At 59.2% G+C, this 24,338-nt stretch carries 24 protein-coding genes and 1 pseudogene; 11 read left to right on the forward strand and 14 right to left on the reverse strand.

The features are described from left to right. Window positions 1–41: 41 nt before the first annotated feature. Complete coding sequence (locus FW764_RS11815) at window positions 42–1,253, reverse strand: pyridoxal phosphate-dependent aminotransferase (protein ID WP_012723006.1); 1,212 nt, start codon at window positions 1,251–1,253, stop codon at window positions 42–44. Between the two features lie 202 nt (window positions 1,254–1,455). Here FW764_RS11815 and msrB point away from each other — a divergent pair, with 202 nt between their 5' ends. The 3 genes from msrB (at window position 1,456) to FW764_RS11830 (ending at window position 2,994) form a co-directional block, all read left to right on the forward strand. Beyond that, the gene (gene msrB / locus FW764_RS11820) at window positions 1,456–1,848 is read left to right on the forward strand and encodes a peptide-methionine (R)-S-oxide reductase MsrB (RefSeq protein ID WP_446434080.1); all 393 of its coding nucleotides are present in this window, start codon (window positions 1,456–1,458) and stop codon (window positions 1,846–1,848) included. Window positions 1,849–2,020: 172 nt separating this feature from the next. Further along, on the forward strand, window positions 2,021–2,506 hold the full coding sequence (locus FW764_RS11825; RefSeq protein WP_446434081.1) for a glutathione peroxidase: 486 nt from the start codon (window positions 2,021–2,023) through the stop codon (window positions 2,504–2,506). Further along, the gene (locus FW764_RS11830) at window positions 2,503–2,994 is read left to right on the forward strand and encodes a MarR family winged helix-turn-helix transcriptional regulator (protein ID WP_446434082.1); all 492 of its coding nucleotides are present in this window, start codon (window positions 2,503–2,505) and stop codon (window positions 2,992–2,994) included. The genes FW764_RS11825 and FW764_RS11830 overlap by 4 nt, the downstream gene beginning before the upstream one ends. Here FW764_RS11830 and FW764_RS11835 read toward each other — a convergent pair. Next, window positions 2,948–5,257 (reverse strand): response regulator, encoded by a 2,310-nt coding sequence (locus FW764_RS11835; protein WP_446434184.1) that lies wholly within the window; start codon window positions 5,255–5,257, stop codon window positions 2,948–2,950. The two genes, FW764_RS11830 and FW764_RS11835, sit on opposite strands and share 47 nt — an antisense overlap. Before the next feature lie 164 nt (window positions 5,258–5,421). Between FW764_RS11835 and FW764_RS11840 the strand changes: the two genes are divergently transcribed. Together FW764_RS11840 and FW764_RS11845 are read left to right on the forward strand one after the other, a co-directional pair. Further along, entirely contained in the window at window positions 5,422–6,312 is an 891-nt protein-coding gene (locus FW764_RS11840; RefSeq protein WP_446434083.1) for an ATP-binding protein, read from the forward strand. Next, the gene (locus FW764_RS11845) at window positions 6,309–6,791 is read left to right on the forward strand and encodes a GAF domain-containing protein (RefSeq protein WP_446434084.1); all 483 of its coding nucleotides are present in this window, start codon (window positions 6,309–6,311) and stop codon (window positions 6,789–6,791) included. The genes FW764_RS11840 and FW764_RS11845 overlap by 4 nt, the downstream gene beginning before the upstream one ends. Before the next feature lie 25 nt (window positions 6,792–6,816). Here the strand turns inward: FW764_RS11845 and FW764_RS11850 are convergent, their stop codons facing one another. The 8 genes from FW764_RS11850 to FW764_RS11885 all read right to left on the reverse strand — a co-directional run bounded on the left by FW764_RS11850 (window position 6,817) and on the right by FW764_RS11885 (window position 15,610). After that, the gene (locus tag FW764_RS11850) at window positions 6,817–10,452 is read right to left on the reverse strand and encodes a transporter substrate-binding domain-containing protein (RefSeq protein ID WP_446434085.1); all 3,636 of its coding nucleotides are present in this window, start codon (window positions 10,450–10,452) and stop codon (window positions 6,817–6,819) included. An 8-nt stretch (window positions 10,453–10,460) separates the two neighbouring features. Further along, a complete protein-coding gene (locus tag FW764_RS11855; protein ID WP_083359423.1) occupies window positions 10,461–11,087 on the reverse strand; it encodes a response regulator transcription factor in 627 nt (208 codons plus the stop codon). 256 nt (window positions 11,088–11,343) lie between these two features. After that, window positions 11,344–11,739 carry a response regulator gene (locus FW764_RS11860; protein WP_446434086.1) on the reverse strand — a complete coding sequence of 132 codons (396 nt, stop codon included), beginning with the start codon at window positions 11,737–11,739 and terminating at the stop codon, window positions 11,344–11,346. Between the two features lie 173 nt (window positions 11,740–11,912). Then, window positions 11,913–13,244, reverse strand: coding sequence for a deoxyguanosinetriphosphate triphosphohydrolase (locus FW764_RS11865; protein ID WP_446434087.1), 1,332 nt, complete (start codon window positions 13,242–13,244; stop codon window positions 11,913–11,915). Between the two features lie 72 nt (window positions 13,245–13,316). Beyond that, entirely contained in the window at window positions 13,317–14,480 is a 1,164-nt protein-coding gene (locus FW764_RS11870; protein ID WP_446434088.1) for an EAL domain-containing protein, read from the reverse strand. A 92-nt stretch (window positions 14,481–14,572) separates the two neighbouring features. Beyond that, window positions 14,573–14,908 (reverse strand): hypothetical protein, encoded by a 336-nt coding sequence (locus FW764_RS11875; RefSeq protein WP_446434089.1) that lies wholly within the window; start codon window positions 14,906–14,908, stop codon window positions 14,573–14,575. After that, window positions 14,905–15,291 carry a phage holin family protein gene (locus tag FW764_RS11880; RefSeq protein WP_083359418.1) on the reverse strand — a complete coding sequence of 129 codons (387 nt, stop codon included), beginning with the start codon at window positions 15,289–15,291 and terminating at the stop codon, window positions 14,905–14,907. The genes FW764_RS11875 and FW764_RS11880 overlap by 4 nt, the downstream gene beginning before the upstream one ends. 4 nt (window positions 15,292–15,295) lie before the next feature. Then, entirely contained in the window at window positions 15,296–15,610 is a 315-nt protein-coding gene (locus tag FW764_RS11885) for a DUF883 family protein (protein WP_248752342.1), read from the reverse strand. 344 nt (window positions 15,611–15,954) lie between these two features. Here FW764_RS11885 and FW764_RS11890 point away from each other — a divergent pair, with 344 nt between their 5' ends. Beyond that, window positions 15,955–17,163 carry an ammonium transporter gene (locus tag FW764_RS11890; protein ID WP_446434090.1) on the forward strand — a complete coding sequence of 403 codons (1,209 nt, stop codon included), beginning with the start codon at window positions 15,955–15,957 and terminating at the stop codon, window positions 17,161–17,163. On the opposite strand, the gene FW764_RS11895 is transcribed toward FW764_RS11890, so the two are convergent. After that, complete coding sequence (locus FW764_RS11895) at window positions 17,150–18,868, reverse strand: cation:proton antiporter (protein WP_446434091.1); 1,719 nt, start codon at window positions 18,866–18,868, stop codon at window positions 17,150–17,152. The two genes, FW764_RS11890 and FW764_RS11895, sit on opposite strands and share 14 nt — an antisense overlap. 152 nt (window positions 18,869–19,020) lie before the next feature. Between FW764_RS11895 and FW764_RS11900 the strand changes: the two genes are divergently transcribed. Beyond that, window positions 19,021–19,257 carry a glutaredoxin family protein gene (locus tag FW764_RS11900; RefSeq protein WP_446434092.1) on the forward strand — a complete coding sequence of 79 codons (237 nt, stop codon included), beginning with the start codon at window positions 19,021–19,023 and terminating at the stop codon, window positions 19,255–19,257. Window positions 19,258–19,357: 100 nt separating this feature from the next. Here FW764_RS11900 and FW764_RS11905 read toward each other — a convergent pair. Then, window positions 19,358–19,681 (reverse strand): annotated as a pseudogene (locus FW764_RS11905) (hypothetical protein); the annotation flags it as partial. 561 nt (window positions 19,682–20,242) lie between these two features. On the opposite strand from FW764_RS11905, the gene FW764_RS11910 reads away from it, so the two are divergent. Together FW764_RS11910 and FW764_RS11915 are read left to right on the forward strand one after the other, a co-directional pair. Next, window positions 20,243–20,578, forward strand: a complete 336-nt coding sequence (locus FW764_RS11910; protein ID WP_016978478.1) for a hypothetical protein — start codon at window positions 20,243–20,245, stop codon at window positions 20,576–20,578. 72 nt (window positions 20,579–20,650) lie between these two features. Beyond that, the gene (locus FW764_RS11915; protein ID WP_446434093.1) at window positions 20,651–21,541 is read left to right on the forward strand and encodes a pseudouridine synthase; all 891 of its coding nucleotides are present in this window, start codon (window positions 20,651–20,653) and stop codon (window positions 21,539–21,541) included. A 54-nt stretch (window positions 21,542–21,595) separates the two neighbouring features. Here FW764_RS11915 and FW764_RS11920 read toward each other — a convergent pair whose 3' ends face one another. Then, complete coding sequence (locus tag FW764_RS11920) at window positions 21,596–21,817, reverse strand: YgdI/YgdR family lipoprotein (RefSeq protein WP_017136187.1); 222 nt, start codon at window positions 21,815–21,817, stop codon at window positions 21,596–21,598. A 79-nt stretch (window positions 21,818–21,896) separates the two neighbouring features. Further along, complete coding sequence (gene mobA, locus FW764_RS11925) at window positions 21,897–22,499, reverse strand: molybdenum cofactor guanylyltransferase MobA (protein ID WP_446434094.1); 603 nt, start codon at window positions 22,497–22,499, stop codon at window positions 21,897–21,899. Window positions 22,500–22,575: 76 nt separating this feature from the next. On the opposite strand from mobA, the gene moaB reads away from it, so the two are divergent. After that, window positions 22,576–23,115, forward strand: a complete 540-nt coding sequence (moaB, locus tag FW764_RS11930) for a molybdenum cofactor biosynthesis protein B (RefSeq protein ID WP_446434095.1) — start codon at window positions 22,576–22,578, stop codon at window positions 23,113–23,115. A 22-nt stretch (window positions 23,116–23,137) separates the two neighbouring features. After that, window positions 23,138–24,325: a molybdopterin molybdotransferase MoeA gene (locus FW764_RS11935; protein WP_446434185.1), complete on the forward strand. Its 1,188-nt coding sequence runs from the start codon at window positions 23,138–23,140 to the stop codon at window positions 24,323–24,325. Window positions 24,326–24,338 lie beyond the last annotated feature (13 nt).

Here is a 24,338-nt window from a genome sequence, read left to right on the forward strand (position 1 = left end):
TCACTGTACGACCTAACGTCGGTCGTACAGTGACATGTGCGTTACTGGCGATAGGACTTGAGGAAGTTGCCGATGCGACCAATGGCCATGTCCAGGTCATCCACCCGCGGCAACGTCACCACGCGGAAGTGATCCGGCCACGGCCAGTTGAACGCCGTGCCCTGCACCACCAGCAGCTTTTCCGACAGCAGCAGGTCGAGCACGAACTTCTCGTCGTTGAGGATCGGGCAGACTTTCGGGTCGATTCGAGGGAAGGCATACAGTGCACCCATGGGTTTCACGCAGCTGACCCCCGGGATCGCGTTGAGCAGCTCCCAAGTGCGGTTGCGCTGTTCCAGAAGGCGGCCTTGGGGCAAGATCAGGTCGTTAATGCTCTGGTAGCCGCCGAGAGCGGTCTGGATCGCGTGCTGGCTCGGCACGTTGGCACACAGGCGCATATTGGCCAGCATGTCGATGCCTTCGATGTAGCTCTGGGCGTTGTGCTTAGGCCCTGAGATGGCGATCCAGCCCGAGCGGAAACCCGCCACGCGGTAGGACTTGGACAAGCCATTGAACGTCAGGCACAGCAAGTCCGGCGCCAGGGAGCCCGTGCAGATGTGCACGGCGTCATCGTAGAGGATCTTATCGTAGATCTCGTCGGAGAACACCACCAGGTTGTGCTGGCGCGCCAGTTCAAGCATGCCCAGCAGCACTTCCTTGGAGTAAACGGCGCCGGTCGGGTTGTTCGGGTTGATGATCACCAAGGCCTTGGTGTTCGGAGTGATCTTGGCCTTGATGTCGGCCAGGTCCGGGAACCAGTCGGCGCCTTCGTCGCACAGGTAGTGCACCGGGTGGCCACCAGCCAGGGTTACGGCGGCGGTCCACAGCGGGTAGTCAGGCGCTGGCACCAGCACCTCGTCGCCATTGTTGAGCAAGGCCTGCATGGACATCACGATCAGCTCGGACACGCCATTGCCCAGGTAGATGTCTTCGATACCGACGCCTTCCACCTGCTTCTGCTGGTAGTACTGCATCACCGCTTTACGCGCGCTGAACAGGCCTTTTGAGTCACTGTAGCCCTGGGCAGTCGGCAGGTTACGGATCACGTCCTGAAGGATTTCGTCCGGCGCTTCGAAACCAAACGGCGCCGGGTTGCCAATGTTCAGCTTGAGGATGCGATGGCCTTCCTCTTCCAGGCGCTTGGCGTGCTTGAGCACTGGTCCGCGAATGTCGTAGCAGACGTTGGCGAGCTTGTTCGATTTGCTGACCTGCATGGCGATGTGATCCTGAAAATGAACGATCCAGACGGCGTGGAGACTACCGTACTGCGAATCCTGCGAGGCCTGCACCCATAAATAGGTTTGAATGCCGTTAGCACGGGTGCCAGACTGGCGTTTTGAAGAGGCGCAATCATACGTGCCGCCTGATCCATGGAAAAGATACAGATCAGGCTTTTTCAGTTGCCGAGGTGGATTGATGGATAAGTTGCAGAAAACCGTTGATGAATGGAAGGCGATGCTCGACCCGGAGCAGTACAACGTGTGCCGTCTCAAGGGCACCGAGCGACCGTTCAGCGGCAAGTACAACGAGACCAAAACCGACGGTGTGTACCACTGCATCTGCTGCAATAAACCACTGTTCGATTCCAAAACCAAATTCGATTCCGGCTGCGGCTGGCCGAGTTTCTACGCGCCGATTGCCGATAGCGCGATGGTCGAAATCCGTGACGTCAGCCACGGCATGATCCGCACCGAAGTGACTTGCGCCAAATGCGACGCGCACCTGGGGCATGTATTCCCGGATGGGCCGCCGCCGACGGGCCTGCGCTATTGCATCAACTCGGTGTGTTTAGACCTCGTCGCGCGCTAGGGCAGGCAACGCCTACCCAATGTGGACTTGTGTGGCTGGCTTGCCTGCATCGCAGGCAAGCCCGGCTCCCACATTTGAACCGAGTGCGCATCATCAATTCGATCAATTAAATTGCACACAATTGAATTGCCTACTATCTTTCAGCCTCTTACACCTCATTCGAGACACTGCCATGAGCGACAACCTGCTGAGCATCCCGTGCACTACCATCAAGGGTGAGCAAAAGACCTTGGCTGATTTCGCCGGTAAGGCCATTTTGGTAGTCAACACTGCCAGCAAATGTGGCTTCACCCCGCAGTACAAAGGCCTCGAACAACTCTGGCAACAGTACAAAGACCAGGGCCTGGTGGTGCTGGGTTTCCCCTGCAACCAGTTCGGTAAACAAGAGCCAGGCAACGAAGGGGCGATTTCGGAGTTCTGCGAGCTGAATTTCGGCGTCAGCTTCCCGCTGTTCAAGAAGATCGACGTCAACGGCAGCGATGCCCACCCATTGTTCGTACAGTTGAAAAAACAGGCTCCTGGCGTGCTGGGTTCCAAGGGTATCAAGTGGAATTTCACCAAGTTCCTGATCGGTCGTGATGGGCAGGTGGTCAAACGTTATGCCCCGACCACTAAACCCCAGGACCTGACTCAAGAGATCGAAGCCCTGCTCAAATGATCGAGATGCCTACCGTCTCCCTGGCCCTGGACGATCAGCTGTGTTTCAAACTCTACGCAGCGTCCCGCGCGGTGACGCGTGCCTATAAGCCGATGCTCGATCAATTGGGCCTGACGTATCCGCAATACGTGGTAATGCTGGTGTTGTGGGAGTGGCACGACGTATCTGCGCCGCAACCGACGGTCAAGGCATTGGGGGAGCGGCTGATGCTCGATTCCGGCACGCTGACACCGCTGCTCAAACGCCTTGAGCAGCTCACATGGGTATGCCGCCAGCGCAGTGTGCGGGATGAGCGGGAAGTGCACCTGAGCCTGACCCAGGCCGGTGTGCATTTGCGCGACCAGACCCGTGGCTTGAAGACTCGCCTCTTGTGCGACAGTGGCATCGACCTGAATCAGGCCGACGCGTTGCGTGAAGGCCTGGACCAGTTGCTGGCGCAGATCAAAGGCTTGTCGTCTGCGGCACCCACAGGTCCAGCAGTGCCTTGAGTTCTTCGCGGCGAAACGGCTTGGCCAGGTAATCATCCATTCCTGCGGCCCGGCAACGTTCGCGCTCCTCTGACAGGGCGTTGGCGGTCAAGGCGACGATAGGTAAGTCCGGCCAGCGTCCGCTGCGACGGATTTGCCGGCTGGCCTCATAGCCGTTCATCACCGGCATATTGCAGTCCATCAACACCATGTCGAAGCGCTGTTCCTCGAGGAACTTGAGTGCTTCGCCACCATGGGCGGCCACAATCACGTCGCAGCCGAGTTTGCTGAGCATGCCCTTGGCCACCAACTGATTGACCGGGTTGTCCTCCACCAGCAGGATGTGCGCGCGATGCGCAAAGGGCGCGGTTTCCAGTTGGATCGGGTCGAGGATTAGTGGCGCGTCGCTGCGCAAATTGCGTTGCAGGATCTGGTACAGCGCGTTGCGGCTCAACGGGCGGGCCTGTTGCTGCAACGGCGCCAGGGCCGCAACCTCTTCGCTGGGCATGAAGTTGCCATAAGCGGTGACCACCAGAATTGGCGCGGTAATCGCCGGGCGCAAGCGGAACAGGCACTCAGGGCAATCGGTGATCAGCAGGTCGGGCATTTGCCCGCTGAGGTCATCGTCCTGGGAATACACACGCGGTGTCAGCCCCCAATGGGGCAGTAAGGTGGTGAGCAATTCCGTCAGGCCGCTGCCAGCGCTGGTAATGGCAATAACCTCACCCGCCAAAGGCGCCTGCCGGGCGGCGGGCAAATGTGCGGGCAGCGGCAGATCGACACAGAACTGGCTGCCAAACCCGACTTCCGAGCTGATGCTCAAGCGGCCTTTCATTGCGTCACACAGGTTGTGTGTTAACGCCAGCCCCAGTCCCGTGCCGCCAAACTGGCGGGTGATACCCGCGCCTGCCTGCGTGAACGGCTGGAATATCTTGACCTGCGCGTCTTGGGCAATGCCGATGCCGGTGTCACAGACTTCGATTTTGACCCGGTCAGCCAGGGCGCTGAGGCGCACATCCACGCGCCCGAAGCGGGTGAACTTCAACGCATTGGAGAGCAGGTTGCTGACGATCTGCCGTACCCGCGTCGGGTCGCCTATTACCTGGGCGGGAAAGAGCGGATCGATCAAGCAGGTCAACTCCACGCTGGGTGCGGCGTTCTGGGACAACAGGTTGGCAGTGTCTTCCACCAATGAACCCAGGTCGAACGGGATGTGCTCCAGCTCAAGCTGGCCAGCGTCGAATTTCGACAGGTCGAGGATATCGTTGAGCAACTCCACCAACACTTTGCCCGAATCATGGGCGATGGACAGCTGCTGGCGTTGTTCGGCGTTCAGGGAGCTGTCCAGCGACAGCGCGATCATGCCCAGCAAGCCGTTGAGCGGTGTACGGATTTCGTGGCTCATATTGGCCAGGAACGCGGCCCGCGCCTGGGCCATGCCCAAAGCGGTCAACTTTGCCGCTTCCAGTTCATCGTTGGATTGGCTCAAGCGCTGGTTGCTGGCTTTGAGTTCGAGCGTTCGCGCCGAGACGATATCTTCCAGTTGGCCCAGGTATTCGGTGAGGCGGTCCTCGGCGTGGCGCCGTTGTTCGATCTCGGTCTCCATGTTTTCAAATTGCTGGTTGGCGACACTGACCAGCACGCCGATTTCATCATTTTCGTGCCCCGGCGGGCAATCCAGACGGGCCTGCTTGCTGGTGCTCAGCGCCCGGATAATGCGCACCAGCGGTTGAGTCAGCATCACGTAGAACAGGCCCAGCAGGATACCCGTCAGCAGCAGGCTGCGGGCAAACCCGTTAAGCAGCGTTATCTCTGCGCGGTGCAGGAAACGGCTGCCAAAGGCGTAGGTGTCCACGTCCAGGCGCAGGACGCCGAGGGAATCGTTAGGCATGTGGCTGAGGAATAGCCGGTCTTCAAACTGGCGGTTGGCGCCGAACAGAAAATCGCTGATAGGCCGATAGGTACTCTCCTTGCGCGGGCGGTGGACGTCGGCCAGGACTGCACCATTGTTATCGAGCAATTGCGCACGGATGATCGCCGGGGAGTGAAGCAGGCCCAGGGTCAGTTCCTGGGCGAGTTCGGCGTCGATGTTGTAGGCAATACGTGAAGCAGGGTTATGGCTGATTTCGATCAGTGAGCGTATTTCACGGTTGATGGATGCGTCTTCGCTGGCATAATCAATGCCGATTTGGATCAGACTGAGCAAGGTTCCCAAGACGAAACCGACCAGCACAGTCAATCGAGCTTGTTTATAAGACAAGCGGTGGGCGAACTTGATATCCATCGGGTGTTGAACCACTTCACGTTTCCCTTCGCCCGGCAAGCATAGCTGAACATCCACAGGCTCTGGCTTGGCCGGCATGAATCGTTTTTTTACGCAGCCTAATGCGGTCTGCCGCAGGGTTGCCAATACGCCATCTTTTGCAAGAAGTTGCCAGAGGAATAATCGTGGACTCTCGATTGAATGCCTTTCTTGAGCGGGCCGATGCGGTATTGGCGCGCTTGGAACCCTTGTTGCCTGCGCCGCGCCAAGCCATCGACTGGAACCATTGCCTGGCTGCCCGTTGGCAACGCGAAGGCCGCAGTGGCTTTTTGCTGCCGCTGGAAGTCAGCCTAGACATGCGCTTGTCCGACCTCATCGGTGTAGACAAGCAACGTGAACAACTGGCGCGCAATACTCAACAGTTTCTCGATGGTCTGCCGGCCAACCATGCGCTGCTGTGGGGCTCACGTGGCACGGGCAAATCGTCGATGGTGCGCGCTTTGCTGGCCCAGCACGCCAAGGCCGGTTTGCGCCTGATTGAAATCGAGCGCGATCACCTTGCCGACCTGCCGCGCGTGGTCGAACAACTGCTCAAACTGCCTCAGCGTTTTATCCTGTTCTGCGACGACCTGTCTTTTGAAGCTGGCGAGGGCGACTACCGCGTGCTCAAGAGCGTTCTGGACGGCTCGCTGGAACAGGCGCCGGAAAATGTGTTGCTGTATGCCACCTCCAACCGCCGCCACTTGGTACCGGAAAACCAGAGTGACAACGACAACTGGAAACGCGTGGATGGTGAGCTGCACCCCAGTGAGGCGGTGGAAGACAAGATTGCCCTGTCCGACCGTTTTGGCCTGTGGCTGTCGTTCTATCCGTTCAGCCAGGAACACTTTCTGGATGTGGTCGAACACTGGATCGGCGAGCTGGCCAACAAAGCCGGTCTGCAATGGCAGCGTGATGAAGCCCTCGATATCCTTGCCGTACGCTGGGCCACCGGGCGTGGCAACCGCAACGGCCGATGCGCGTATCAATTCGCCCGTTACTGGGTGGGTCTTAAATTGTTGGAGCGTCAACCATGATCGATTTGCAACAGGCCGGCACCGGCCTGGATGGCTATGCCATGCTCTGTGCGCAATTGGAGTCGCTGCTGGCTGATGAGCGTGATTTCATTGCTAACAGCGCGCAATTCTCTGCATTTTTGTACAACCAGCTCGACGACTTGAACTGGGCAGGCTTCTACCTCAATCGCAATGAAGAGCTGGTGCTTGGCCCGTTCCAGGGCCAGATCGCCTGTGTGCGTATTCCGTTTGGTCGTGGCGTATGCGGCGCGGCTGCGGCCTCGAGGCAAACCCAGCGAGTGGACGATGTTCACGCGTTCCCCGGTCATATTGCCTGTGACAGCGCGTCCAACAGCGAACTGGTAGTGCCGCTGGTCAAGGATGGTGTATTGATCGGCGTGCTTGACCTGGACAGCCCGTCGCTGGCCCGTTTCAGCCTTCAGGACCAGGCGGGTATCGAACAGTTGGCGGCGATCTTCCTGCGCTTGAGCGACTGCTGATCGGCGAGGAGGGGGCGAGCCTCGGTTACTGGCTATCCAGCTTGTGGAGCTGCACATGCAGCGTCCTCTCCAGTTCGAGCATGAGCTTTTCCAAGGACTTCACGTAAGTTGCGATCAAGGTGCGATCATCGCTGTGGGTACAGGCTTGCTCCAGTGCCTCGCATTGCGTCGTCAGTGAGCTTGCCTGAACGATGCGAGCGGCGCCCTTGATCTTATGGGCTTGCTCGATAATATCGTGCGGCGAAGCCTGTCGGGTTAGCAGGGCGACCAGTTCCTTTCGGTCCTGGCGGCTGCTGCTCAACAGTTCTTTCAGCAAGCGTTGGCTCAATTGCGGATCGCCACCGGTCAGCGCGTCCAGGCAGTCAAGGTCCACTTGCTGGTCCGCAGGTTGATGCTTGATATGCCCTAATTGCTGTTCCAGTGCCGTGAGGCTGATGGGTTTGAACAGGCAATCGTTCATGCCCGCTTGTTCACAGCGAAGTTTCTCCTCGGGTTGGGCGTTGGCGGTGAACCCGAGTATCACACAAGGCGCCAGTTGTTCTCGTTGCTCATATTCACGGATCGAACGGCTCAACTCGTAGCCATTCATGACGGGCATGTTGCAGTCGGCTATCACCAAATCGAAGCGCTCCTGGCGCCAGGCCTGAAACCCGGCAGCACCGTGTTGGGCCGCCGTGAACTGATGCCCCAGGTAACCCAGTTGCTGGCACATCAACAAACGGTTCGCCGGGTGGTCGTCCACCACCAGTACGTTGAGTACCGGCGCGGCAGCGGGCGCCTGCGACTTGAGTTCGTCCACCGCTTCGATCGGTTGCAGGAGTGTCATCTTCAGGTTGACGTGTACCTGGGTGCCGACCATTGGCACGCTGCTCAAGCTCAGTTGCCCGCCCATCATCGCGCACAGGCTGCGGCAGATAACCAGGCCCAGGCCCGCTCCGCTCCTGGCCAGATGCCCGGAGTTGTCGGCCTGGGCAAAGGGCTCGAACAGCCGCAATTGGTCGTCTCGGCTGATGCCGATGCCAGTATCCTCGACCACCAGTTTCATCTGGATTTCCTGCGGCACTTCGGTGGCTTGCACGTTCACCTTGATCTTCACCTGCCCCTGTTCAGTGAACTTGATGGCGTTGCTGATCAGGTTGGACAGTACCTGCTTGAAGCGCAATGGGTCGATCAGCACGGCCGTATCGTCGATCACGGGATCAAACTCAAGCAACAGACTGAGGGTTTTCTGACGGGCGAGGCCATCGAAGACGCGAACCACCGACTCGATCACCTCGCGCAGATTTACCCGCTCCGGGGCCAGGCTCAAACGGCCGGATTCGATGCGTGCGATATCCAGGATGTCGCCGATCAACTCCAGGAGGTCCTTGGCCGAGTTGTAGGCGACTTCGATAGCCGGACGATCCAGATGGCCTTGGTCGGCGCGCTTGAGGGTCAACTCCAACATGCCGATCACGGCATTCATCGGTGTACGGATTTCATGACTCATGGTGGCGAGAAAGGTGCTTTTGGCCCGATTGGCTTCATCGGCGCGCTCTTTGGCTGTACGCAACTCGTCGAACAGTTGGCGTCGCTCACTGATGTCGATCCAGCCACCGATAATGCCCTGAACTTCGCCGACCGAATCGCGATAGGGAAGAATCCAATGGTAGATCGTCAGTTGTTTTCCTTGGATGTGCAGGGTGCGATCGAGGATCAACGGGTTACCTTCGGCCACCACGCGTTGGTAGTCGGCGTGGTACTGCGCCGCTTCCGGCTCCAAGGCCATGTCCATCTGGATCACACTCTTGCCAATCACCTCTTCGCGCTTGACCCCGAAGACTTGCAGGTAACTGTCGTTGCAGGTCTGTAACAGGCCCTTTCGGTCACGCACATAGATCGGGTGCGGCGTTTCATTGACCAGTGCACGCATGAATTCGAACTGATCGTTAAGGGCACGCTCGGCCATTTTTCGGTGCTTGATCTGGCGGCGCATGTAGGCGTTCCAGGTCAGTGAAATCAGCAGCAATAGCCCCGTGCCGATGATGATTTGCGCGATCAGTTGGTGGTAATTGCGCCAGTAGCTGTCGGAGGCGGCGGTGTAGCCGCGCCAGCGACTGTTGATCACGCCTATTTCATCAGGAGCAATGCTCAATAGCGCCTTGTCGAGTATTGAACTCAGTTCGACGGCGCGGCGTGGTGTCGCCAGGGCGAAAGTGGCGGGCAGGGTGCCGATGCTGGAACTGATTTGCAGCTTGTCCTGAAACACCAGGGAGGAGAGAAAGTAGTTGGCGATTACCAGCGAATTCACCGCGCCTTCCACATTTCCCTGCGCCAGCAGTTCTGAGGCCTTGAAGGTGTCACTGACTTCCACCAGGCGAACCAATGGGAAATCCTGGCGCAGGATTTTTTCCAGTGGGTTGCCCACGGTGATAGCCAGGCGCATGCCTGCCATTTGTTCCAGGTTCGACGGCGCGTTGGGCTCTTTGCGCGTCAGCAGGACATAGGAGTTTTCCAGGTAGGGACGACTGAAACTCAGTTGAGTTTCCCTCTCGGCGCTGGGAACGATGGCACCGATGATATCGGCTTTGCCGGTGACGAGTTGTTCGATCATCGCGTTGACTTCGCGATTGCGCTGGATCTCGAATCGCAACCCGGTACGCAGGCGAATCAGTTCCAGCAAGTCTGCAGTAATGCCGCGAAAGTTGCCTTCGGCATCGAAAAACGTCAGCGGCGCGAGCGTCTCATTGACTACGACTTTCACCACCGGGTGGTCTGTCAGCCAGCGCTCTTCGCGTTGGCTCAGTTGCAGTTTTTTATCGGTCAACAAGATGTCGCTGCCGGCGCTCCAGCGCTTGGCGATACTGTCTCGCTCATTCATGGGCACGGCGGCAAGCACTGCGTCGACGATACTCAGGAGTGTGTGTTCGTCCTGACGCAGCGCAAAGCTGAAGCCAAAGGCTTCATGCTTGCCGAAGTTGGCCATACGTATATTCTTCAGGTAGCCCTTGTTGATCATGTAATGGGTGGAGATGGTATCGCCGAGAAACACGTCCGCCTGTTCGAAAGCCACTGCATTCAAGGCGTTTTGAAACGAGGGGTAGGTTTGTATTTCCGCTTGCGGGTATGATTTTTCCACTTCGTCGAGCGGCAGGTAGTGGTCGAACAGGCTCAAGCGAAGCCCGGCCAGGCCGTCGCTCAGGCTGCGCGTTTCGCCCTCGCGGGTCACCATTACGGGTTGATCCACTGCGTAGGGTTGCGACAAGATGAGGTTCGGGTTGCCGGCCTCAAAGCCGTTGGAAGTGCCTAGCAGGTCAATTTCGCCCCTCTCAAGGGCCCGTATCGATGCCTCTCGCGAGGGGTAGCGAAGCACTTTGATCGGCAAGGCCAGGGCTTTGGCCAGCAGCCCTGCGTAATCGGCGGTTAGGCCCTCATAATCACGGCCGCTGGAGGTGAGATCGAAGGGTGGGTAGTCAGGTGCCGCAGCGCCTAATACCAGCTCGCGTTTGTTCTGCAGCCATTGGCGCTGAACCTTATCCAGTTGAACATCCAGTTGAACGGCACCCGCGCGGCTCAATAAGGTGAAGTGTTCCGGGTCGGGTTGAGGGGTCGCGAGCACGGTCGTGCTGAAGCACACACCGGCAATTAATATAATCAAATAGTCCTTTATACACCTGGGCATCCGCTTTCTCACACTAGCGCGTTTCGTTTTGCCATCTCGATAAGTTCTACCAAGGATTTGGCTTTAAGTTTTTGCATCAGCCTTTTTTTGTAAGTACTTACTGTTTTGTTGCTGAGAAACATACCTTTGGCTATTTCTTTGTTAGTGCGGCCCTGTGCAAAAAGTTGCAGCACCATTAGTTCTCGATCATTCACAGTTTTGAACAGTTCCAGTTCCTGGACATCTTTGCCGTCTGTGCCGCCGGCATTCAGTGCCTGGCTCGGAAAGTAGTTATAGCCCGATAGTACCGCGCGGATGGCGCTCAATAGCTCGCTCAGATCGCCCTCCTTGCACACATAACCATCTGCGCCCGAGCGCATGCAGCGTGTGGCGAACAGCGTCGGGCATTGGGCTGTCAGAATCAGGGTCTTCATTGATGTATTCATGGCGTTGAATCGGCACAGCACTTCCAGGCCGTCAAGTTTGGGGATGCTGATATCCAGAATAATCAAGTCCGGCAGGCATTCACGGACCATCTGTATCGCATCACACCCGTTGTCCGTTTCACCGACGACTTTATAACCTTCGTGTTCCAACAACATTCGAATCGCCAGCCGGATAACGGGGTGGTCATCAATGATAAAAACTGTATTCATAATCACGTTCCCTGCAAGTGCAAATAAAGCGGGCACATTAGCTCAGATGAAGAGGGGGGCGCATGAGACTTGTGGCGAGTAGGTATAAAACAAGATAATTCCTACATGAATAAAGGCAGCTGCCTACCGGTCTCTAAGTCCTTGTGGCGGTAGGTGTAAGCAATTATTGAGTCATTGCATGGATTGGTGGTGATAGGTATTTAAGTGAACCGTTCAGGCTAACTTTCTTCAATGGGTAGCGTTTAACGTCCTACATTTATAGTGGGTATATTGGCGCAATCAACTTTTCAAGCTCGTCTTTGTTCAGGGGTTTCAATAAGTAACCAAGGAGTGGCAAGCCACGTTGCAGGGCTTGGCTTGTCAGGTTGGACAGTTCCGTAGCGGGGAGCCCGCTCAGTAAAATGGCACCGGTTATGAAGTTTCGGCGGCTGGCGATTTCTACCAGTTCCAGCCCTGGTAAATCTGGCAGGCATTGGTCGCATAACATCAGATCAAAGGGGGTCTGGGACTGAGACATCACGTGGATGGCTTGTTCGGCATTTTCTGCGGGCGTCAGTCGTTCGAAGCCGAAGCTTTTAAGCAGGCACTGGGTGGCCAGGAGCTGAAAGGGATGATCCTCCACCAATAGGATTCGAAGGCGGGAGCTGGGCATAGGAGGCACATAGGGTCAGTCAAGCGTCGATAGGGTGGGCAGTAGGGATCGCTAGCCAGGTCCGCCGCAAGCGTGCGTGATTATTCCTCGACTGGGTGTGCGAATTCGATCAGGCCGCTCTGTTCCCGTCGTAGGCAAATTCTGCTCAGGGGGCAGGCGGCGCGACCACTATTTCACTGCGGGCTGGAGCGCCCGGTCATCTCCCGTGCCATTTCGGTTGCATAACTGTCGGTCATGCCGGCGATAAAGTCGATCATGCGCAGGAACGAAGCGTGCAACGACCAGGCCGGGTCTGGTGCGCTGTTACCCAGCAAGTCGAGGATGCGCCGGTTTTTGAACGATGGCGTGCGTCCGCCATGTTGCTCCAGCGCCGCGCCGCAAAAGGCATTCAAGAGGATTTCCAGGGTGGTGTAGGCACCGATTTCATGCAGGGTCTTGCGCTTGTCCTGGAAAATTTTCTTGCGGGCCATGTCTTTGGCGTCTAACACGCATCGCTTGGCGGGGCCATGCATGTGCTCCACCAGATCGCCTGGCAGCGTGCCGGCTAGCAGGGCGTCTTGTTGCTCGACAAAGGCTCGCGCGGCTGCATTGGTCAGGTGCTCGATGGCCTTGCCGCGCAGGATCGCCAGCTTGCGCCGGCGCGAGTCCTGCGCACCCAGTTGCCGATAAGTCTGGGGAAGATCGTCGCCCACCAGGTCGAGCAACAGCGACTCGACCTCGGCATATTCCAGCAACTCCATTTCCAGGCCGTCCTCGAGGTCGATCAACGCATAGCAGATATCGTCTGCCGCCTCCATCAAGTAGACCAACGGGTGGCGGGCCCAGCGTTGCTCCTCCAGCTGTGGCAGGCCAAGCTTGTGGGCGATCTGCTCAAGGATCGGCAACTCACTCTGGTAACAGCCGAACTTATGCTTCTTGTAGCCCAGCGAGTCCGCGTGGCGGGCGGTCCAGGGATATTTCAGGTAGGTGCCCAAGGTGGCGTAGGTCAGCCGTGTGCCGCCGTCGAACTGGTGGTACTCAAGCTGAGTCAGCACGCGAAAGCCCTGGGCGTTGCCTTCGAAATTAAGGAAGTCATTGCGCTCGGCGCTGCTCATGTCGTCCAGCCAGCCGCGCCCGGCCGCCTGTTGGAACCAGTGGCGAATGGCATCCTCGCCGGAGTGCCCGAACGGCGGGTTACCGATGTCATGGGCCAGACAAGCCGATTGCACCACCATGCCCAGGTCGCTGGGGTCGCACCAGTCGGGCAGGGCACCGCGCAGGGTCTCGCCCACGCGCATGCCCAGTGAACGACCGACGCAGCTGACTTCCAGGGAGTGGGTCAGGCGCGTATGGATATGGTCGTTGCTGGACACAGGGTGCACTTGGGTCTTGCGACCCAGGCGGCGGAATGCGCCGGAGAAAATAACGCGGTCGTGGTCTTTGTGAAACGGGCTGCGGCCCAGTTCTTCCGGGCTATGCAGGGGCTTTCCAAGCCGTTCGCGGTTAAGCAGGGTGGGCCAATCCAAGGCGGGTACTCTCCGTGCGGTGAATGACAGTGCCCAGCTTCCCGGTTCCGCCTTGGCGGGGCAAGCAAAAATCTACAGGCCGGCCGCGTCGATGTCGATTAACAGCAAACGCTGACCGTTATCGAAGAATTGTCCGGCGGTCAGGCAGTATTGGTTGGTGGTGGCATCGCGGTAGGTCGAGGAGAGGGTCAGGCGCCGCTCCTCCCAGCCCTCGGCGAGCAGGTAGTAGAAGTACGGCCGCCACGACCAATTGTGGCCCAGGTAGCGGCTATCGGCCTGCCAGGCGTCCTGGCGCCATTCGAAGTTGGGCGTCAGTTGGGTGCCATGACGGTCGCACTGGTAAAAGCGCAACAGCCAGGGGAAGCCCGGCAATTGCGGTAACTGGTTCAGCGGCGCCCGGGCCTGCGCCCAGGTTTGCAGGATGTTCATCAACTCAGCCAATTGCAGGCGTAACTGCATGACACGCCCGCGTTCTGTCAGTTTCTGCTGGACGTAAACGCTGCGCAGTTGAGCAAAGCGCGGTACGAAAGTATCGGTGGCAAACCAATCGAGTTGCGCCTGGGCAAACAGATAACCCTGCACATACCGCGCGCCGCACTCCAGGGCGAAACTCAGTTGTGCCTCGGTTTCCACCCCCTCGGCGATGATCCAGCAGCCGGTTTTTTCGGCCATTTGCGCCAGCGCCCGCACCACTTCGCTGCTCGGCCCACCCTTGGCCGCGTCCTGGAACAGGCGCATGTCCAACTTGAGAATATCCGGCTGTAACGCCAGCACTCGATCGAGCTGGGAATAGCCGGCGCCGAAGTCATCAATGGCAATGCGTGCGCCGGCATCACGATAACGTGCGACCACGTCGGCCAGGCGCTGAATGTCGCCGCCCAGTTCGGTGATCTCGAACACAATGCGCTGCGGATCTACTCCATGCGCGTGCACTTGTTTCAGGCTGGGCAAGGCCTGGCCGGGGCGCAGGCGGTTGATCCAGCGTGGGGAGATGTTCAGGCTGAGGAACCAGTCTGCGGGCGCCTCGTGCAAGCGGCTTAAGGCATTGTCGCGGATTTGCCGGTCGAGGCGGCGCAAGGCCACGCCAGGGGTGCGCGGGTCTGCGAACAGCGGGCCAACCGACAGTAAGCGATCATCCGCCTGGCGCAGGCGGCCGAGCGCCTCGACGCCGGCGATGCGCCCAGTGGCAGTGTCGATAAATGGCTGGAAACAGGCGAGCGGTTGCCCGTCGATCACGGGGCCTCCTTAAAAGCGTCGGCGAAAAAAGGCCCGGCCCTCAGTAACGAGGGCCGGGCCGATTCTGTTTGCAAGAATGCAGCCAGCAGCGCTTAACCCTTGCGTCCTGCCATGGCCAATTTGATCAGCGGGATCAAACCGGCCCCCAACCGCACCAGGCGCGTCAGGCTGCTGATACTGCCGCCCTTGGCACCTTTGCCGGTGAAAAAGCCCATCAGCGTCACCGCTGCCACGCCCCACAGCGGCGCGTGCTTGATGCCCAGGCTGTCCTGCCAGTTGTGACGCAGGTCGCGCACTTTGTTCAGGGGCGCCATGAGTTGCTGGGACTCGTGGCGGATCTCCTGGCGGTGCATTTCCATGCGCAGGCGGATCAACGCCTTGCGCATTTCCCGGCGGGAGGTGTTTTGCGGGATTTCAGTCATGCTCATGGCAGTAGGCGCTCCCGATCATTGGCCAGCTCTTCAAGGGTCGCGTGGAAGGGCGTGGACTCATCGAAGATCGCCGCCTTCAAGCGCACTCCGCAGAACGCCGCGGCCAGGGTGTAGAACACGCAGAGGCTGATAATCCCGGTGAGACGGTAGGTGTCCCATACCAGAATCATCACCAGCGCCGATAACCCCACCAACAGCAGCAGAGCAAACACCAATGCCAAGCCCGCAAACAACAACAAGCTGACCGTGCGGGATTTCTGCTCCTGCAACTCTATGCCAAACAACTCGACGTGGCTGTGCAGCAAGCCCAGAACGGCCGCGCCCAGGCGTCGGGAGGTGGAGCTTGAGCTCGTGGACGAGCCGGATTCGCCGATAGACATGGTATTAGCGCCTTGTAGCCAGCAGGCCGATCAAAAAGCCCACGCCGGCGGCAATGCCCACCGACTGCCAAGGGTTGGCTTGCACGTAATCTTCCGTCGCAGTGACCGCCGCCTGGCCGCGCTCACGCAGTGAGTCTTCGGTCAGTTGCAGGGTTTCGCGGGCCTTGAGCAGGCTTTCGTGAATCTTGGTACGCAGCTCATCGGCCTGATCGCCGGCCAATACGGCGGTATCGTCCAGCAACTTTTCTGTGTCACTGACCAGGGTTTGAAAATCCGCCATCAGTATTTCTTGAGCAGTCTTTGCAGTTCTTCTGGCCATGAGTATCTCCGTGATTGGCTGATCTGTGTGTGTTTTCGAGTCACCGGTATCGGTGAAGGTTCACTGCAATTGTCTGGTACAGCTTTTGCTTTGCCTTGGTGCGCAAGCCCTGGGGCTTGCGCTGAATCCGGGCGGTCAGGGCAAATGCCTACAAAAACCTTACCCTAAATAACTGAAACTCGCGGAAAAACCCTGACGGCAACGGCCTGTGGTGTCGATCGCTGCGCTAAAACGGTTCACGCCCTCTGAAGAGGGATGGGCCAGGTGGTGCTAATTTAGTGCGCGAAACCCTGGTTTGAACCGCTTTGGTGCTTTTTGCCTTATTTGCAGGCCTGCCAACCGCCATGGAAAATTTGCAAAGTGCAGTGGACACCCTCGTCCACAGCTCCAACACCCTGTTCATCTTGATCGGTGCGGTCATGGTCCTGGCCATGCACGCCGGCTTCGCGTTCCTGGAAGTCGGCACCGTGCGCCAGAAAAACCAGGTGAATGCCTTGTCGAAGATCCTCAGCGACTTTGCCATCTCCACCCTGGCCTATTTCTTTATAGGCTACTGGATATCCTACGGCGTGAGCTTCATGCAACCGGCCGCGGTGCTCAGTGCCGATCATGGCTATGGCCTGGTGAAGTTCTTCTTCCTGCTGACGTTCGCGGCGGCGATCCCGGCGATCATTTCCGGGGGCATTGCCGAACGGGCAAAGTTTGCCCCGCAGCTGTGCGCCACCGCGCTGATCGTGGCGTTTATCTACCCGTTTTTTGAAGGCATTGTCTGGAACGGCAACTTCGGCCTGCAAGCCTGGCTGCTCGCGACCTTTGGTGCCAATTTTCATGATTTTGCCGGCTCCGTGGTGGTGCACGCCATGGGCGGCTGGCTGGCGCTGGCGGCGGTGTTGCTGCTGGGGCCGCGTAACGGGCGATACCGCGAAGGGCGGCTGGTGGCCTTCGCGCCGTCGAGCATTCCGTTTTTGGCGCTGGGTTCGTGGATCCTGATTGTCGGCTGGTTCGGCTTTAACGTGATGAGTGCACAAACTCTCAACGGCGTCAGTGGGCTGGTGGCGGTCAACTCGCTGATGGCGATGGTCGGCGGCACCGTCGCCGCCTTGGTGATCGGCCGCAATGACCCGGGCTTTTTGCATAACGGCCCGCTCGCCGGGCTGGTGGCGATTTGTGCCGGTTCCGACCTGATGCACCCGGTGGGCGCGCTGGTCACCGGTGCGGTCGCTGGCGGTTTGTTTGTGTGGTGCTTTATCGCGGCCCAGGATCGCTGGAAGATCGACGATGTGCTGGGTGTCTGGCCGTTGCACGGCCTGTGCGGCGTGTGGGGCGGCATTGCATGCGGCATCTTCGGCCAAACCGCCCTCGGTGGCCTGGGTGGCGTAAGCCTGATCAGCCAGTTGATTGGCACCGCCCTTGGCGTGGTGGTGGCGCTGCTCGGCGGCCTGCTGGTGTATGGCGTGATTAAGCGCGTGCACGGGCTGCGCCTGAGCCAGGAGCAGGAGTACTACGGCGCGGACCTGTCGATCCACAAGATTGGCTCGGTCAGTCAGGATTAATCGGTGCTTCTCTCTCCGGGGAGAAGCCGTGCAGCAGCCGATACCGGTTATGCCGCACCTCGTCCACCCGTGCCTGCACCTGTTGTTCCGGCAGACCCAGCAGGATCAAGGCGTGGGAGGCGAGCATCAAGCTCGACTCCAGCAGCTCAGGCACCACTTCGCTGGCGCCTGCCGCTTTCAGCTCAGCCAGTTGGCTGTCATCGCGGGTGCGCACCAGGATCGGCACGTGCGGGTTAATCCTGCGTGCTTCCTTCAACACCGTCAGCGCCACATCCGATTTGTCCACCGCGATCACGACCAACCGCGCACGTTGCAGGCCGACCGCACTGAGCAGAGCGCCACGGCGGCAGTCGCCATAATGCACGCTGCTGTCTTCGGTGGCGGCTTCTTTCACACGCTCGGGGTTGTCGTCCAAGGCGATAAACGCCTGTTGTTCCTGGCGTATAAATCGGCCGATGGACTGCCCGACCCGGCCGTACCCGCAAATCACGGTGTGGCCGCGTAACTCGGCATTGAGTGCGGTGATTTCTTCCAGCTGCACCTGCTGATTGGGCTTGCGGTGCAGGCGCAGGGCGAGCGTGGGGGCCGCGCGCAATAACAGCGGGGTCAGTAGCATCGAGCAGAAGGTGGCGGCAAGCAGCAACCCGTTGAATTCGTCCGGGATCAGCTGGCTCTGTTGCATCTGCGCCATCAGCGCAAAACAGAACTCGCCGCCTTGCGCCAGGGCCAGGCCGCTGCGCCACGCGGTTTCAGTGTCGCTGCCACGCAACTTGACCAGGGCCGCCACGACGCAGCCTTTGATCAGCATGAGTGCGAGGGTCAGCCCGAGGATCAGCAGGCTGTGGCTGATGAATAACTGCAGGTCGATGAGCATGCCGATGCTGACGAAAAAAAGCCCCAGCAGAATGTCGCGAAACGGCCGGATATCCGCTTCGATCTGATGCCGGTAGTGGCTTTCCCCCAACAGCATGCCGGCCAGAAAAGCGCCGAGCGCAGGGGAGAGGCCCAGCAAATGCGTGAGCCAGGCGGTAAGCAACACGATCACCAGCGCCAACAGCACAAACAACTCTGCCGAGTGCGAAGCGGCGACTTCATGGAACAGGCGTGGCAGTAACCAGCGACTGGCCAATAGCAGGCCGACGAACAACAACACGGTTTTGCCCAGGGTCAGCGGCAGCGCCCAATACCAGGCTTGCTCGCTGCTACCGGCAAACACCGGCACCAAGGTCAGCAGCAACACCGCTACCACGTCCTGAAACAGCAACACGCCAATTGCGTTCTGGCCATGGCTGCTGAAGATTTCCCCGAGGCTGGTCAATTCCTTGCTGACAATGGCCGTGGAGGACAGCGCCAAGCCTGCGCCAAGCAACAGCGCGACGCCGGGTGCCAGGCCGAAGCCCATCAGCACGCCGCCCAACAACACCCCGCAACCGAGTACCTGCAAACTGCCCAGGCCAAACACCACGCTGCGCAGCGCAAGCATCTTGGTCAGGGAAAATTCCAACCCGAGGGAAAACAGCAGGAATACCACCCCAAGTTCGGCGAGGTCAGGCAGGTCTTCGCTGTCATTTACCCAGTCTAGCGCGGTAGGCCCTACAGCCAGGCCTACGCACAGATAACCCAGCACGGGCGGCAGTTGTAGCCGGCGAAACAGCGCAATCACTACCAGGGATGAGGCCAGAATGATCAGCAGGTTGGCGAACACGAGCAGTTTCCTTGCAGGTTGAGCGAACAAAAAGCCGCGAGAGTCGCCCAATCAGTGAGAGGCCATGGTGATCTGGATCAGGGGTTGTGGGCTGTTGGTCGTGCTGGGGTGAGCATAGAATAGTGACCTACTTCCGATCAGGTTACTCTGTCATGCCTCCTGAATGTCAGTTGTTCACCACGCTGGGCTGCCATCTGTGTGAGCTCGCCGAAGAAGAAATCATGCCGCTCGTCGAACACGGGTTGATGGTCGAGCTGGTCGATATCGCCGACTCCAAAGCCCTGTTCGAGACCTACGGCCTGCGTATTCCGGTGCTTCGACGCGTGGATACAGGGGCTGAGTTGGGCTGGCCGTTCGACACGAAACAGGTGGTCTCGTTTCTGCTTTAGGAACAGGCTGAAATACCCACCGATTTTTGGCTACCCCGCCAGTGGGAACTCGAAAACCCGGTGGGCTGGCCATGCTCATGCCATAGGCGCCACATGAAAAAATCGCCAATAAGCTGCCATCGCCAAATGCAGGTAATGCTCGGCCCAATGCAACATGATCGCCTGTTTCACAAATGGGTCCGACAATATCGGTCTCTTCCATGGGGGTGACATCGGAACGTTGAGCGCTCTGCGTTAAAGTAGTCCAATGGCCCGAAAAGTTGTCAAAATGGGTCGGCCAAATGACATGGTTAGCGCCATATAGAGAGGGGCGCAGCAGTACGTTCATGCCCGCATCCACAATAGCGATCTTGCGATCCCAGCCGTGTTTAATATATTCGACAGCTGCCGCTGCTCTTCTGCATACCTCGCAACCCACGATCATTAAACCTCGACGTGGTGTGTGTCTTGCCGTCTGATCACGAGTTGAATGCGAAAACCGTCCTCACACCACCAGACTTCGAGGAGCAAAACGTTGTTTACCTCGCTGCAGATGACCCCCTACAGAGTCAGAACGGACGCGATCTTTCAGCAGTCAGGCATTGAACGGCGCCTGGTGGTAGAAACGCATAACGCAAGCGCCGTGTGAGCGACCGTCAACCTGGGGGTCGGCGTTGCCACTGTGAACCCGCTGACAGCCCTCGACTATGTTGGCCGGGGCTTGCAGATCCGTCGCTTTTCCCACTCAATTTCTTACTGTGTGAGCGGCGTACGCCCCTTGCATCGCCCCGAGTCGTCTAGCGTGGAGCAATTTGTTGATGTTCTACGAAGCAATTGCCAGCAGATAAGCGCTCGCCTGGGAAGTCTCTAAAACGCCTTTCAAGTCGGTGGTGCCTGCGACCCACCACGGTTGAGTCTCGGTGAAACAGATGTCCGTCACCGATGGCGAGTTTCCAATTATTACGTTACTGTATGCCTGTACAGTGATTGAGTAGGGGAATCGCCCGTGGTGAATGTTGAACAATTAAAAAGCAGCGTCAATCGCATGTCCGCCGATGTCGTGCGCGACGCGGTGAACGAGCTGCGCCTGGATGGCCTGGTCACGGAAGGCAAGACGCCGTTTAACAAAGTGCATTTCAATACCTGCTTCGCCGAAATCGAGGCCTTGTTCCAGCGCGCTGGTTACCACAAGCAGTTGGATGTCGTGGGTTACCAGGGTTTGTTGTACGCACTTTACGATCCCGGCCGCTGGGAAGCGGTGGACGTGCTGCGTTGGCTCAAGGAGTTCACCGACGCCGCCAGCGCCTCGCCGATCCTGCGGGCCGAATTGGCAAAGGCCTGAGATCCGCCCTAGGCTCAATCCCGCTCCATGCGGGATAATGCCTGCCTGATTTTCCAGGCTCCGAGCATTGTCATGTCCACATCCGGTTTTTCCGCGTCCCAGCACCAAGCCAGCACGTTGTATTTGCCACCTGGCCCCTGGGCGACAGTGCTGGATTGCCTGTGCGAGCATTTTCCGGCGATCAGCCGTGAACACTGGCTGGACCGCATCGCGCGCGGCCGTGTGCTCGACATCCACGGTCACCCGATCAACCTCGGCCTGGCCTACAAGGAAGGCCTGTGCATTTATTACTTTCGTGAAGTGCCGAATGAAAAGGTGATCCCGGTGCAGGAAACCATCCTGTACGCCGACGAGCATCTGGTGGTGGCCGATAAACCTCACTTCCTGCCGGTGACCCCAGCCGGTGAGTACGTCGAGCAGACCCTGCTGCGCCGTTTGATCCGTCGCCTTGATAACCCTTCTTTGGTGCCCTTGCACCGTATCGACCGGCACACCGCAGGGCTGGTGCTGTTTTCGGCCAACCCGCAAAGCCGTTCGGCGTATCAACAGCTGTTCCCTACGCGTCGCATCGAAAAATTCTACGAAGCCATCGCCCCAGCCTTGCCGAACCTGACTTTCCCCTTGTTGCACAAAAGCCGCCTGGTGGATGGCGAGCCATTCTTCCGCATGCAGGAAGGGCCGGGCGCCAGCAATACCGAAACGGCCGTGGAAGTGCGCGAAAAAAATGCCGACTTGTGGCGCTACGGCCTGTTCCCCGTGACGGGCAAGAAGCACCAGCTGCGCGTGCACATGACTGCACTGGGGGCGAGTATCTGCAATGACCCGTTCTACCCCGACGTGATCAAGGACGCCGAGGACGACTACGCCAACCCACTTAAGCTGCTGGCTCAGGGCGTACGGTTTATCGACCCGGTCACAGGTGAACAACGCGATTTCCGCAGCCAGATTACCCTCGACTGGTAACCCCCGGAAACGACAAGGCCCGCGCGAGGCGGGCCTTGTTGGCGACGCTAAGACTTACAGGTCTTTAACGGTGCGAACCTGATCTTTGTTGATGCGGGTTTGCTTACCGTCCAGTTGCTCGAACTCATAGAAGCCCGACGCTTTGTCGTATTTAGGGGTGTCGACGGCCTGGATTTCGCGACCGTCATTCAGGGTGATCACTGTAGGCGAAGCGCAACCGGCGAGAGTAGCGAGGCCCAGTGCAAGCATGAGAGCGGCGATGGTCCGTTGAGTCATGAGTGTGTCTCCGAGAGAATTCTTTTAAATTGCTGACCTTGTGACGCGCGCGGCGTCGACAAAGTTCCTTGTGCGAGGTTCATTCTGACACGCCGAACACCGGGTGCAACAGCGGCGGCGTATTCAGGTTTGCCAGGCGCGGGTCTTCGGCCGGGCATTGCAGGCCCACCCCGCCCAGTTGCAGCAGGAGCTTGCGCGGGCTGCGTTCACCGGCGTCCCAGGCCCGTTCTACCTCGGTTTTCAGCTGGGTGGGGATGATACAGATCAAGGGTTCCCAGAATTCACCCTGGCGCACCATCACCGGCAGCCGCGGATTGCGACGTGCAGTCTCACGCAGGTCGTTGAGCAGTCTCACGTCGATATTCGGCACGTCGCACGGCAATATCAGCAGATGCGCATGCCGCGCGGCGGCCAACCCCGCGCGGATGCCTGCCAAGGGGCCAGGGAAGTCGGGGCTATCGTCACTCACCAACTGGTCGGCATAGGGCGCGTAGAGGTCATGGTTGCGGTTGCACGAGATGATCAGCTCATCCGTCAGCGGCCGGGCCAGGCACTGCAAATGCGCAATCAGTGGCTGGCCGCGCCAGGGCAGCAAGCCTTTGTCTTGGCCGCCCATACGTTGGCCACGGCCACCGGCCAGCAGCAATATCGAACAGGGCAGGGGCGAAGAGTCGAGAGACATGGCGGTTCCGCTGCGGCAGGTAATTAGGGCCCTGTGATATAACATTGGGCTGTTCCTTCGACAACCGGACCGAGCCATGACCGCCAAGGCCGATGCGCCCTTTGTACCCCTGAATATCGCTGTGCTGACCGTCAGCGACACCCGCACCCTGGACACCGACACCTCGGGCCAGGTCTTCGTTGACCGCCTGACCGCCGCTGGCCACACCCTGGCCGAGCGCGTGCTGCTCAAGGACGATCTCTACAAAATACGCGCTCAGGTCGCCCACTGGATCGCCGAAGACGTGGTGCAAGTGGTGCTGATCACCGGCGGCACCGGCTTCACCGGCCGCGACAGCACGCCCGAAGCGGTCAGCTGCCTGCTGGACAAACAGGTCGATGGCTTTGGCGAATTGTTCCGCCAGATCTCCGTCGCCGATATCGGCACCTCCACCGTGCAATCACGCGCCCTGGCCGGGCTGGCCAATGGCACGCTGGTGTGCTGCCTGCCGGGCTCGACTAACGCGGTGCGCACCGGCTGGGATGGCATTCTCGCCGAGCAACTGGATAACCGCCACCGCCCGTGTAATTTCGTCCCTCACTTAAAGCAGGCCGAACCCTGCGTATCCCGTGGATAAGCCTGGCAAGAGCGGCACATTGATGCCGGTGGAAGACGCGCTGCGCCAACTGCTGGACATGGCCGAAGCGGCGCCTATTCGTGAGCAGGAAGTGCTGCCTCTGGACGAGTGCGATGGCCGTGTGCTGGCGCACGACCTGATCTCCACGCTCGACCTGCCGCCCTGGCCGAACAGCGCCATGGACGGTTACGCGCTGCGCCTCTCGGACTGGGTCGGCGAGCCCTTGCCGGTCAGCCAGCGCATCTTCGCCGGGCAAGCGCCGCAGCCATTGGCCGCTGGCACCTGCGCGCGGATCTTTACCGGTGCACCGGTGCCCGAAGGCGCGGATTGTGTAGAGATGCAGGAAAACGCCAGGGTCCACACCGACGAACGCGCGAGCTTTACCGAGCCCTTGAAGGTCGGCCAGAACATCCGCCCGCAAGGCCAGGAAACCACTGTCGGCGAGTTAGTGCTAACCGCCGGCACCCGCCTGGGTCCGATCGAACTGGGCCTGGCCGCGTCGCTTGGCCACGATCGTTTGAGCGTCGTACGCCGCGTGCGCGTGGCCGTGCTGTCCACGGGGGATGAGCTGATCGAACCCGGCCTGCCGCTGGGCCCGGGGCAGATCTACAACAGCAACCGCCGCGTGCTGTGCAGCTGGCTTGCACGCATGGGCTGTGACGTGATCGATGCCGGTATTTTGCCGGATGACCTGGAAAAGACCCGCAAACGCCTGGCGGGCTTGGGCGGTGTCGACCTGATCCTCTCGACTGGCGGTGTCTCCGTGGGCGAGGCGGATTTCCTCGGCATTGCCCTGCGCGAAGAGGGCGAGTTGGCCCTGTGGAAGCTGGCGATCAAACCGGGTAAACCGCTGACCTTCGGCCATTTCCGGGGTGTGCCGGTGATTGGCTTGCCCGGCAACCCGGCCTCGACGCTGGTGACGTTTGCGCTGCTGGCCCGCCCGTATCTGCTGCGTCGCCAAGGTGTGCGCGACGTGGAACCGCTGCGTTTCGAAGTGCCGGTGGGGTTCGTCTGGCCTAAGCCAGGCAACCGGCGCGAGTACCTGCGCGGGCGTATCGAGCAGGGCAGGGCGATTATCTACCGCAATCAGAGTTCCGGCGTGCTGCGCAGCGCGGCCTGGGCGGAAGGGTTTGTGGAGGTGCTGGAAGGCACGACGCTGGCTATCGGGGACCGGGTCAATTTCATCCCCCTGAGCGAAGTCCTGAACTGACAATAGAGGTCTA

The sequence above is a fragment of the Pseudomonas sp. 1152_12 genome, assembly GCF_052850675.1.

Excerpts from the sequence above, each read along its gene's own strand:
- FW764_RS11815 (WP_012723006.1), bottom strand. The coding sequence starts at position 1,253 with ATGCAGGTCAGCAAATCGAACAAGCTCGCCAACGTCTGCTACGACATT.
- msrB (WP_446434080.1), top strand. The coding sequence starts at position 1,456 with ATGGATAAGTTGCAGAAAACCGTTGATGAATGGAAGGCGATGCTCGAC.
- FW764_RS11825 (WP_446434081.1), top strand. The coding sequence starts at position 2,021 with ATGAGCGACAACCTGCTGAGCATCCCGTGCACTACCATCAAGGGTGAG.
- FW764_RS11830 (WP_446434082.1), top strand. The coding sequence starts at position 2,503 with ATGATCGAGATGCCTACCGTCTCCCTGGCCCTGGACGATCAGCTGTGT.
- FW764_RS11835 (WP_446434184.1), bottom strand. The coding sequence starts at position 5,257 with ATGGATATCAAGTTCGCCCACCGCTTGTCTTATAAACAAGCTCGATTG.
- FW764_RS11845 (WP_446434084.1), top strand. The coding sequence starts at position 6,309 with ATGATCGATTTGCAACAGGCCGGCACCGGCCTGGATGGCTATGCCATG.
- FW764_RS11850 (WP_446434085.1), bottom strand. The coding sequence starts at position 10,452 with ATGCCCAGGTGTATAAAGGACTATTTGATTATATTAATTGCCGGTGTG.
- FW764_RS11855 (WP_083359423.1), bottom strand. The coding sequence starts at position 11,087 with ATGAATACAGTTTTTATCATTGATGACCACCCCGTTATCCGGCTGGCG.
- FW764_RS11860 (WP_446434086.1), bottom strand. The coding sequence starts at position 11,739 with ATGCCCAGCTCCCGCCTTCGAATCCTATTGGTGGAGGATCATCCCTTT.
- FW764_RS11875 (WP_446434089.1), bottom strand. The coding sequence starts at position 14,908 with ATGAGCATGACTGAAATCCCGCAAAACACCTCCCGCCGGGAAATGCGC.
- FW764_RS11880 (WP_083359418.1), bottom strand. The coding sequence starts at position 15,291 with ATGTCTATCGGCGAATCCGGCTCGTCCACGAGCTCAAGCTCCACCTCC.
- FW764_RS11885 (WP_248752342.1), bottom strand. The coding sequence starts at position 15,610 with ATGGCCAGAAGAACTGCAAAGACTGCTCAAGAAATACTGATGGCGGAT.
- FW764_RS11890 (WP_446434090.1), top strand. The coding sequence starts at position 15,955 with ATGGAAAATTTGCAAAGTGCAGTGGACACCCTCGTCCACAGCTCCAAC.
- FW764_RS11900 (WP_446434092.1), top strand. The coding sequence starts at position 19,021 with ATGCCTCCTGAATGTCAGTTGTTCACCACGCTGGGCTGCCATCTGTGT.
- FW764_RS11915 (WP_446434093.1), top strand. The coding sequence starts at position 20,651 with ATGTCCACATCCGGTTTTTCCGCGTCCCAGCACCAAGCCAGCACGTTG.
- FW764_RS11920 (WP_017136187.1), bottom strand. The coding sequence starts at position 21,817 with ATGACTCAACGGACCATCGCCGCTCTCATGCTTGCACTGGGCCTCGCT.
- mobA (WP_446434094.1), bottom strand. The coding sequence starts at position 22,499 with ATGTCTCTCGACTCTTCGCCCCTGCCCTGTTCGATATTGCTGCTGGCC.
- moaB (WP_446434095.1), top strand. The coding sequence starts at position 22,576 with ATGACCGCCAAGGCCGATGCGCCCTTTGTACCCCTGAATATCGCTGTG.
- FW764_RS11935 (WP_446434185.1), top strand. The coding sequence starts at position 23,138 with ATGCCGGTGGAAGACGCGCTGCGCCAACTGCTGGACATGGCCGAAGCG.